This is a genomic window from Rhodosalinus sp., assembly GCF_041685465.1.
GTDB lineage: Bacteria > Pseudomonadota > Alphaproteobacteria > Rhodobacterales > Rhodobacteraceae > Rhodosalinus.
The window spans coordinates 1-9,267 of record NZ_JAWLFS010000118.1; the positions used below are offsets into that span (position 1 = coordinate 1).

11 protein-coding genes are annotated in these 9,267 nt (G+C 70.6%); 6 read left to right on the top strand and 5 right to left on the bottom strand.

From position 1 onward, the window contains the following. A partial coding sequence (locus tag ACESL7_RS09250) for a YeeE/YedE thiosulfate transporter family protein (protein WP_372893035.1) occupies positions 1-211 on the top strand: 211 nt, incomplete at its 5' end. Between the two features lie 9 nt (positions 212-220). On the opposite strand, the gene ACESL7_RS09255 is transcribed toward ACESL7_RS09250, so the two are convergent. Then, the gene (locus tag ACESL7_RS09255) at positions 221-1,435 is read right to left on the bottom strand and encodes an FAD-binding domain-containing protein (RefSeq protein ID WP_372893036.1); all 1,215 of its coding nucleotides are present in this window, start codon (positions 1,433-1,435) and stop codon (positions 221-223) included. Positions 1,436-1,565: 130 nt separating this feature from the next. Here ACESL7_RS09255 and ACESL7_RS09260 point away from each other — a divergent pair, with 130 nt between their 5' ends. Both ACESL7_RS09260 and clpX read left to right on the top strand, forming a co-directional pair. After that, on the top strand, positions 1,566-2,198 hold the full coding sequence (locus ACESL7_RS09260) for an ATP-dependent Clp protease proteolytic subunit (RefSeq protein WP_372893037.1): 633 nt from the start codon (positions 1,566-1,568) through the stop codon (positions 2,196-2,198). A 133-nt stretch (positions 2,199-2,331) separates the two neighbouring features. Beyond that, on the top strand, positions 2,332-3,594 hold the full coding sequence (clpX, locus tag ACESL7_RS09265; RefSeq protein ID WP_372893038.1) for an ATP-dependent Clp protease ATP-binding subunit ClpX: 1,263 nt from the start codon (positions 2,332-2,334) through the stop codon (positions 3,592-3,594). Between the two features lie 57 nt (positions 3,595-3,651). On the opposite strand, the gene ACESL7_RS09270 is transcribed toward clpX, so the two are convergent. Further along, the gene (locus ACESL7_RS09270) at positions 3,652-5,265 is read right to left on the bottom strand and encodes a glycosyltransferase 61 family protein (protein ID WP_372893039.1); all 1,614 of its coding nucleotides are present in this window, start codon (positions 5,263-5,265) and stop codon (positions 3,652-3,654) included. Between the two features lie 103 nt (positions 5,266-5,368). On the opposite strand from ACESL7_RS09270, the gene ACESL7_RS09275 reads away from it, so the two are divergent. The 3 genes from ACESL7_RS09275 to ACESL7_RS09285 are packed head-to-tail and all read left to right on the top strand — an operon-like array spanning position 5,369 to position 6,574. After that, positions 5,369-5,752 (top strand): NADH:ubiquinone oxidoreductase subunit NDUFA12, encoded by a 384-nt coding sequence (locus tag ACESL7_RS09275; protein WP_372893040.1) that lies wholly within the window; start codon positions 5,369-5,371, stop codon positions 5,750-5,752. Between the two features lie 7 nt (positions 5,753-5,759). Continuing rightward, positions 5,760-6,209: an outer membrane lipid asymmetry maintenance protein MlaD gene (gene mlaD, locus ACESL7_RS09280; RefSeq protein WP_372893041.1), complete on the top strand. Its 450-nt coding sequence runs from the start codon at positions 5,760-5,762 to the stop codon at positions 6,207-6,209. Further along, on the top strand, positions 6,206-6,574 hold the full coding sequence (locus tag ACESL7_RS09285) for a DUF2155 domain-containing protein (RefSeq protein ID WP_372893042.1): 369 nt from the start codon (positions 6,206-6,208) through the stop codon (positions 6,572-6,574). The genes mlaD and ACESL7_RS09285 overlap by 4 nt, the downstream gene beginning before the upstream one ends. Here the strand turns inward: ACESL7_RS09285 and aat are convergent. From aat to accB, 3 genes are read right to left on the bottom strand one after another with little or no spacing between them, the layout of a single operon-like run. Further along, positions 6,538-7,197, bottom strand: a complete 660-nt coding sequence (gene aat / locus ACESL7_RS09290) for a leucyl/phenylalanyl-tRNA--protein transferase (protein WP_372893043.1) — start codon at positions 7,195-7,197, stop codon at positions 6,538-6,540. The two genes, ACESL7_RS09285 and aat, sit on opposite strands and share 37 nt — an antisense overlap. 10 nt (positions 7,198-7,207) lie before the next feature. Continuing rightward, on the bottom strand, positions 7,208-8,557 hold the full coding sequence (gene accC / locus ACESL7_RS09295; protein WP_372893044.1) for an acetyl-CoA carboxylase biotin carboxylase subunit: 1,350 nt from the start codon (positions 8,555-8,557) through the stop codon (positions 7,208-7,210). A 7-nt stretch (positions 8,558-8,564) separates the two neighbouring features. Beyond that, complete coding sequence (gene accB / locus ACESL7_RS09300) at positions 8,565-9,038, bottom strand: acetyl-CoA carboxylase biotin carboxyl carrier protein (protein WP_372893045.1); 474 nt, start codon at positions 9,036-9,038, stop codon at positions 8,565-8,567. Positions 9,039-9,267: the final 229 nt, after the last annotated feature.

A 9,267-nucleotide genomic window follows, 5' to 3' on the forward strand; every position in this document is an offset into this window, starting at 1 on the left:
CGAGGACCCGCGGGAGCTGCGCCGCCAGATCTTCGGTGCGATCCTGATGGGCGGCGGCGCCGTGGTCGCCATGGGCTGCAGCATCGGGCAGGGGCTCACCGCCTTCTCGACGCTGGCGGTGAGCGCGCCGGTCACCTTCCTCGCGATCTTCGCGGGCGCCGCGCTCGGGCTGCGCCAGCTGATCGAGGGGTTCCGCCAGCCGGCGGAATGACCGCGGCCCTCAGGCGGCACGCAGCCCCTTCACCTGTCCCAGCAGCCGGGGGATGTGTTTCCTGAACCGGAAGAAGCCGTGCGTGGCGTGGGGCCATGCGGCGGCGTCGAGCGCGCGCAGGCGACGCAGCACGCCCGTGCCGGCGAGCGCCTCCGCCGCCGGGCCGGTGCAGGGCCAGGGCGTGACCACCTGCGCGAGCCCCTCGCGCGCGGCCCAGTCGGCGATCTGGTCGGCGCTCCCGAGCCGGGTCACCGGGCCGAGCCGATCGGACCAGCGGTCCGCGGTGTCCTGCATCGCGCCCGCGACATGCGCGCCGACATGGGGCGCGACGGCGAGCGGGCTGAGCCCGTCCGAGCAGTCGAGAAAGGCGGTGGCTTTCGGCGTCACGCCGCTTTCGAAAAGAAACCCGGGCGCGAGGTCCTCCTCGGTCAGGAGGAGCCCGGTGGGGGCCGCGGGGTCGATCGGGTCGGAGACCGGAGCCGGCCCGAGCGGCGGATGCTCCGGCCCGTCGAGCGGCGGCGCCGCGGCGGCGAGGCCCTCGGGCCGGAAGCGCCCGTCGGTGTACTTGGCGATGTTGTCGGGCCGCGCGAGGTAGCTCTTGCCCCTGGTCTGCAGCCCGGCGACCCAGCGCCACGAGAGCGTGTTGGAGGCCGGGTCGCCGTCGAGCAGGTGGCGCAGGAAGACATCCGCGCCGAGCTCCCAGGGCAGGCGCAGCGTGAAGATCCAGATCGAGGCGAACCACATCCGGGCGTGGTTGTGCAGATATCCCGTCTCGGCGAGTTCCTGCGCCCAGGCATCGAAGGCGTCGATCCCCGTCTCGCCCCGGCAGGCGGCCTCCCAGTCGCGGCGCAGCCCGGCCTCGGTCGCCACCCGGTCGAGCGCGCGGGCGAGGCCGGCGCGATACATCGTCCAGACCGAGGGCCGGCGTTCGAGCCACCCCTTCCAGAACGTCCGCCAGGCGACCTCCTGCACGAATTTCTCTGCCGCGCTCTGCGAATGCCGCGCGAGCACCGCGGCGAGGACCTCCTCTTCGGTGATCAGGCGCCGGCGAATCCATGGCGAGAGTTGCGAGACGCCATCGTGCGCATCGCGCCCGAGGTCGTGATTGCGCCGGCGCGCGTAGTCGGCGCCGGCCTTCGGCACGAAGTCGCGCAGGCGTTCGAGCCCCGCGGCACGGGTCGGCGGGAAGCGGTCGAGCGGGGGGAGGGAGGGCGTCGCGGTCATGGCGCAGGGAGCTAGCGCATGGTGCCGCCGCGCCAAGCATCACGGGCGCGCCCTTGCAGGGCTCCGGTGCCGGCACTAAGACTCCGGGGTCAGACGGTGACGCGGCAGGACAACGGCAGGCAGGATCAGCATGAACGACCCGATCGACACCTACATGAACACGCTCGTCCCCATGGTGGTCGAGCAGACCAGCCGGGGCGAACGCGCCTACGACATCTTCTCGCGCCTGCTGAAGGAGCGCATCGTCTTCGTCTCGGGCCCGGTGCACGACGGCATGTCGAGCCTCGTGGTCGCGCAGCTTCTCCACCTCGAGGCGGAGAACCCGAAGAAAGAGATCTCGATGTACATCAACAGCCCCGGCGGGGTGGTGACCTCGGGGCTCTCGATCTACGACACGATGCAGTACATCAAGCCGAAGATCTCCACGCTCGTGGTGGGGCAGGCGGCCTCGATGGGCTCGCTGCTGCTCACCGCCGGGAGCAAGGACCTGCGCTTCTCGCTGCCCAACAGCCGCATCATGGTGCACCAGCCCTCGGGCGGCTACCAGGGGCAGGCGACGGACATCATGATCCATGCCGAGGAGACGCTGAAGCTCAAGCGCCGGCTGAACGAGATCTACGTGCACCACACCGGCCAGACCCTCGAGGCGGTCGAGGCGGCGCTGGAGCGCGACAAGTTCATGGCCCCCGAGGACGCGAAGGAGTGGGGGCTGATCGACGAGATCGTCGAGAATCGCGGCAAACACGAGGACGCGGAAAGCTGAAGTCCGGCACGCGGGATCGCGTGGGGAACTTTGACGTTGTAGAGGTCAGGAGGCTGCCCTAAGCTTCTCGGGACAGGCCAACCGCCGGCGCGTCATGCGGCGCCCGGCACGAGACACGGCCGAAAGGTGGAAGATGGCGACGAATTCAGGCGACAGCAAGAACACGCTCTACTGCTCCTTCTGCGGCAAGAGCCAGCACGAGGTGCGGAAGCTGATCGCCGGGCCGACCGTGTTCATCTGCGATGAATGCGTCGAGCTCTGCATGGACATCATCCGTGAGGAGACGAAGGGCGCCGGCTTCAAGAGTTCCGACGGCGTGCCGACGCCGCGGGAGATCGCCGAGGTGCTCGACGATTACGTGATCGGGCAGGCGATCGCGAAACGCGTGCTCTCGGTGGCGGTGCACAATCACTACAAGCGGCTGAATCACGCCTCGAAGTCGAGCGACATCGAGCTGAACAAGTCGAACATCCTGCTGATCGGCCCGACCGGGTGCGGCAAGACCCTGCTGGCGCAGACGCTGGCGCGCATCCTCGACGTGCCCTTCACGATGGCCGACGCCACGACGCTGACCGAGGCGGGCTACGTCGGCGAGGATGTCGAGAACATCATCCTGAAGCTCCTGCAGGCGAGCGAGTACAACGTCGAGCGCGCGCAGCGCGGCATCGTCTACATCGACGAGGTCGACAAGATCACGCGCAAGTCGGAAAACCCGTCGATCACCCGCGACGTCTCGGGCGAGGGCGTGCAGCAGGCGCTTCTGAAGCTGATGGAAGGCACGGTGGCGAGCGTTCCGCCGCAGGGTGGGCGCAAGCATCCGCAGCAGGAATTCCTGCAGGTGGACACCACCAACATCCTCTTCATCTGCGGCGGCGCCTTCGCCGGCCTCGACCGGATCATCGCGCAACGCCACAAGGGCAGCGCGATGGGCTTCGGCGCCGACGTGCGGGGCCAGGAAGAGCGCTCCATCGGCGAGGTCTACGCCGATCTCGAGCCGGAAGACCTGTTGAAGTTCGGCCTGATCCCCGAGTTCGTCGGCCGCCTGCCGGTCGTCGCCACGCTGGAGGATCTGGACGAGGATGCGCTGGTCGAGATCCTCACGCAGCCGAAGAACGCGCTCGTCAAGCAGTACCAGCGCCTCTTCGAGCTCGAGGACGCGACGCTGACCTTCACCGAGGAGGCGCTGCGCGCGATCGCGCGTCGGGCGATCCGTCGCAAGACCGGCGCCCGCGGCCTCCGCTCGATCCTCGAGGACATCCTGCTCGACACCATGTTCGAGCTGCCGGGCATGGAAAGCGTGACGGAAGTCGTCGTCAACGACGAGGTCGTGACCTCGGACTCCAAGCCGTTGATGATCTACGCCGACCAGAAGAAGGAGCCTGCCTCGGCGGGATGAGCGCCGGCGTCGGCCCGATGGTCGAAACCCGCGCCTCAGGGCGCGGGTTTCTTCGTGTCAGCGGGGGCGGTGCGTGGCCGTGACGCTGTGCGGGATCTCGGCCGGGTCGAGCGCCGGCCACGGCGCGGCATCCGTGACGACCCCGGCCGCGCGCAGGGCGGCGCCGACGGCCGGCAGATCGAGTTCGCCGAGGTCGAGGCGCGGGCGGTCGCTCTTGCGATGCCGCCAGACCCGCGCCAGCGCCTCGATCAGATGCGGCGGCCGCCCCGCGAAGGCCGCGATATGCGCCGCGATCCTGTCGGTCGCGCCCGAGCGGCGGCGCACGATCACCGCGACCTGCTGCTCCGGCCGGGCGTGGAAGGCGAACAGGTGCAGCGCCGAACCCTCCGCGGCCACCACCTGCCGCGCGGCCTTGTATCGTGCGATCTGCGTCGTCAGGTCGTGCCGCTCGGGGTGGAAGATCTCGTAGCCTTCGGCGGCGAGCCGCGCCTCCAGCCGCTCCTCCCCGATCAGCCCGCCGCGCCCGGGGCCGAGGCCGCTGCGGCTGATGTAGAGGCGCTCCGGCCCCTCGGCGGTCACGTCCCGCGCGAAGCGCCGCCGCATCGCCGCACGGAAGGCCGGCGTCCCCGCGGTGATCGCGCCGAGGCCGAAGCCCTGGCCCGGCACCACGAGCGTCTCCACCTCCATCGCCACGGCCGCGAGGCGCACCGGCACCCGAAGGCCCATCAGGCGAAAGAACTCGTCGTGAAAACGCCCGAGGGGCGCGTCCTTTCCCCGCCGGTCGATGAAGAGCACACCAGCGAGCGCAGCTTCGTCCAGATGGTCGAGCGCCCAGAGCCGCGCGGGCGTCTCGGCCACGAAATGCGAGAAGCTGCGCATCAGCACCCCGCCCCAGAGCCAGCGCCCGGAAAGGTGCGCCTCCGGCGCATCCTCCGGCGGCGGCGGCGTCAGCAGCCTGCGGTTCCGCCAGAGCGCGGCCTCGGGCACGTAGCGGCCCGCTCCGTCGCGCACGCCTGCAGGCGTGGTGAAGCTGCGCGCCTTCGGTGGATAGACGCGCGCCGCTGCCACGGTGCGCAGCACCGTGGACCATCCTCCCTCCGGATCGGGCGGGGCCTCCGCGGCCGCCCCGCGCTCCGCGGTCCAGACCAGGCGCGTGGAGACATCCCGCCGCTTGGCGAAGCCCTGTGCGCGGAGCGCGTCCTTCGCGCGTTTCATCGCCGGCTGTCCGGTGATCTGCGGATGGAAGGTCACGACCACGGCGCGAAGTCCCGAAAGATCCGTGCCGGCGAGGAGTGCCGCCTCTTCCCCGGGGCGGTCGAGGATCAGCACGTCGGGCCGCGCCTCGGCGATCAGATGCGCGAGCGGTGTCGCCTCCCTCCGCAGGTCGATTCGGTCCGCGAGCCCGTTCGCCCGGAAGAGAGCCGCGGCCCGCGCCCCGCGCGCCGCGTCGGGCTCCTGCACGCACAACGTCGCCGGGCGGGCCTCCCGCATGAGGCGCGCGGCCAGAACGCCGTCGACGGTTCCCGCCTGAAGCACGCGGTCGCCGGGGCCGACCACCGCCAGCGCACCGCGCACGCCGGGCGCGTCCGCCGCCGCCGCGATCGCTGCCGCGTCGGGCCCCGGGGCGGGCGGCACCCGCAGGCCGGTCTCGTCGTCCCGCATCATCGTCATCGCGTCCCAGACTAGCGCCTTCGCGCCCGCCGGCACAGGCGCTCGGCGCTCTGGACCTCGGGCCTGCACTGGTCCATATGATACTGGTCAGCCGGAGGACCGCATGGGTATCTTGAGCTTCCTCAATCGGGTCGTGACCTGGTGGAACGATCAGACGATCGGAACGCAGCTCTTCACGTGGCGCAATGGCGTGAAGGTCGGCGAGGACGAGGCCGGCAACATCTTCTACCGGACCCGGGACGGCAAGAAGCGCTGGGTGATCTACAACGGCGAGGCCGAGGCGAGCCGCGTGTCGCCCGACTGGCACGGCTGGCTTCATTACACCTGGGACGAGCCGCCGACCGAGCGCCCGATGAAGCACAAGTCGTGGGAGCGGCCGCATCAGGAGAACCTGACCGGCACGGCGCTCGCCTATGCGCCGGCGGGGTCGATCCGTCGGGTGAAACCGGAGCCGCGCAGCGATTACGAGCCATGGACGCCGGAGTGATCCCGCGATGAGCCACAGCCCGGGCGAGATCGTGCTCGGCGCCGCGGTGCTCGCCATCGCGGCGGGCTTCGTCTTTTACGCCGGTCAGGTCACCGGCTTCGGCGGCGAGCGCGACGGCTATCCGCTGACCGCGAGTTTCCGCTCCGCCGAGGGCGTGAACGTCGGCACCGACGTGCGCCTCGCCGGCGTCAAGATCGGCACCGTGACGGATGTGGACCTGAACCCCGAGACCTACCGCGCCGAGACGACCTTCACCCTCGATCAGGGCGTGCGCGTCCCCGACGACAGCGCCGCGGTCGTCGCCTCGGAGGGGCTTCTGGGCGGCAATTACGTCGAGATCTCGCCCGGCGGGTCGATGTTCTACTTCGAGCCGGGCGACGAGATCATCGATACCCAGGGCGCCGTCAGCCTGATCTCGCTTCTCGTGCGTTTCGTCTCCGGCGAGGCCGAGGAATGATCCGCGGCGCCTTGCTCGCCCTGACGCTCGCACCTGCCTGCGCTGCCGCCGCGCAGGAGCCGGGCGAGGTCGACACGGGCGTCGGTGCCGTCCTGCGCACCCTCGACAAGATCAACGGCGAGGCGGAGGATGTCACGCTGCGCAACGGCGCACGGACGGACCTCGGCCGGCTGACGATCCGTCTCGAGGAGTGCCGCTACCCCAAGGGCAGCCCTGCGACCGACGCCTGGGCCCTTCTCCGGATCAGCGAGGACGGGCAGGACGATCCGCTGTTTCACGGCTGGATGATCGCCTCCTCGCCGGCGCTCAATCCGCTCGATCACACCCGCTACGACGTCTGGGTGTTGCGCTGCACCACCTCCTGACCGGAGGCGGGCAGGGCGGGGGCGGCGAAATCAGCCCGCCGCGCGAGGGCATGCGCGAGGCGGCGATGATACTCCGCCCGGCTGATCTCCACGCCCCCGAGCGAGGCGAGATGCGGCGTCAGGAACTGCGTGTCGAACAGCGTGAAGCCCGCGCTCCGCAGACGCTCCACCAGCCACGCGAGCGCGATCTTCGAGCCGTCGCGCCGCCGCGAGAACATGCTCTCCCCGAAAAACGCCGCGCCGAGCGTGACGCCGTAGACCCCTCCGGCGAGACGTCCCTCCATCCAGACTTCCAGCGAATGCGCGTGACCGAGGCGATGAAGCGCGCTGTAGAGGCGGCGGATCTCGGGGTTGATCCAGGTTTCGTCCCGGTCGGCGCAGGCGTCGATCACGGCTTCGAAGGCGGTGTTCACCGTCACGCGGTAATCGTCGCGCCGGAGCCGCTTCGCGAGCGACCGCGAGATGCGGAAGCCGTCGAGCGGGATCACCCCGCGCCGGCGCGGATCGACCCAGAAGAGCTCAGGGTCATCGTGCCGTTCCGCCATCGGGAAGAGCCCGACCGAATAGGCGCGCAGCACGAGGTCGGGCGTCAGCCCCTCGCCGTCCTGCGGCGCGGCGGTCATCGCGCCGGGGTCAGGCCGCCGCCTGCCGCGCGAGCCATTTTTCGAGCCAATGGATCGTGTAGTCGCCCGTGCGGATCGCCTCCTCCTCGAGGAGCGCGCGGAAGAGCGGGATCGTGGTGTCCACACCGTCCACGATCAGCTCGCCGAGCGCGCGGTTGAGGCGCGACAGCGCCTCGTCCCGGTTGCGGCCGTGCACCACGAGCTTGCCGATCAGGCTGTCGTAGAAGGACGGGATCACGTAGCCGTCGTAGATCGCCGAATCCATCCGGACGCCGAAACCGCCCGGCGCGTGATACTGCGTGATCCGCCCCGGCGAGGGCGCGAAGTCGGGCAGCCGCTCGGCGTTGATGCGGACCTCGATCGCGTGGCCGTGAATCACGAGATCGTCCTGCGCGAAGGACAGTGGATAGCCCTCCGCAACCCGGATCTGCTCGCGCACGAGATCGACGCCGAAGATCGCCTCGGTCACCGGGTGCTCCACCTGCAGGCGGGTGTTCATCTCGATGAAATAGAACTCCCCGTCCTCGTAGAGGAACTCGATCGTGCCCGCGCCCGAGTACCCGAGCTCGGCGACCGCGTCGGCGCAGACGCGGCCGATGCGCGCGCGCTCCTCTGCCGTGACCGCGGGGCCGGGCGCCTCCTCCAGCACCTTCTGGTGCCGGCGCTGGAGCGAGCAGTCGCGCTCGGCGAGATGCACCGCGCCCCCGCGGCCATCACCGAAGACCTGCACCTCGATGTGGCGCGGACGCTCGAGATATTTCTCGAGATAGACCTCGTCGTTGCCGAAGGCGGCCTTTGCCTCGGCCCGCGCGGTGAGGAAGGCGCGCTCCATCTCCTCGGCGTCGCGCGCGACCTTCATGCCGCGCCCGCCGCCGCCGGCGGTGGCCTTCACGATCACCGGGTAGCCGATCCCGCCCGCGATCTCGAGCGCCTCGGCAAGCTCGGAGACGCCGCCGTCGGAGCCCGGCACGCAGGGCACGCCGAGGCGTCGCATCGTCTCCTTCGCGGCGATCTTGTCGCCCATGACGCGGATGTGCTCGGCCGAGGGGCCGATGAAGGCGAGGCCGTGATCCTCCACGATCTGCACGAACTGCGCGTTCTCGGAAAGGAAGCCGTAGCCCGGGTGGATCGCCTGCGCGCCGGTCACCTCGCAGGCGGAGATGATGGCGGGCATGGACAGGTAACTCAGCGCCGCCGAGGGCGGGCCGATGCAGACGCTCTCGTCGGCCATGCGCACATGCATGGCGTCCGCGTCGGCGGTCGAATGCACGGCGACGCTTGCGATGCCCATCTCGCGGCAGGCGCGGACGACGCGCAGGGCGATCTCGCCCCGGTTGGCGATCAGGATCTTGTCGAACACGCGCGCCTCATTCGATGATGACGAGCGGCGCGCCGTATTCGACCGCCGCGCCGTCCTCCACGAGGACGCGCTTGACGGTCCCGGCGCGCGGCGCGGGGATGTGATTCATGGTCTTCATCGCCTCGACGATGAGAAGGGTATCGCCCTCCGACACGCTGCTGCCGGTGCCGACGAACGGCGCCGCGCCGGGTTCGGGCTGCAGGTAGACGGTGCCCACCATCGGCGAGGTGACGGCGCCGGGATGCGCGGTCGGGTCCTCTGCCGGGGCGGGGGCGGGGATCTCGGCCACCGGGTCACGCGTGGCCGCCACGGGGGCCGGCGGCGGGGGCGGCGCGGCGGCGGCGCGGCTCAGCGTGACGTCGAGCCTGTCCTCCTCGCCGCGGTGGCGCGCGACCGAGATCTCGCTCAGCTCGCTGTCCCGCAGAACCTCCGCGAGCGCACGGATGAAGGCCACGTCGTCGTCATGCGGGTGCGTCGTCATCGGATCCTCGCGCCGTTGCCGGAACACCGGGGCCGCGCCCCGGACCGCGCCCTCTATAGGGGAAGGGCGCGGGGGAGGGAAGCGGGCAGACGCGCGCAGGCCGCCGGGGCAGGTCGCGGGCGCGGCTCAGTCCCTGTTCATCCTGTTTTCGACGAGGTCGTCGACGACGGCGGGCTCGGCGAGGGTGGAGGTGTCGCCGAGGGAGTCGGGGTCGTTCTCGGCGATCTTG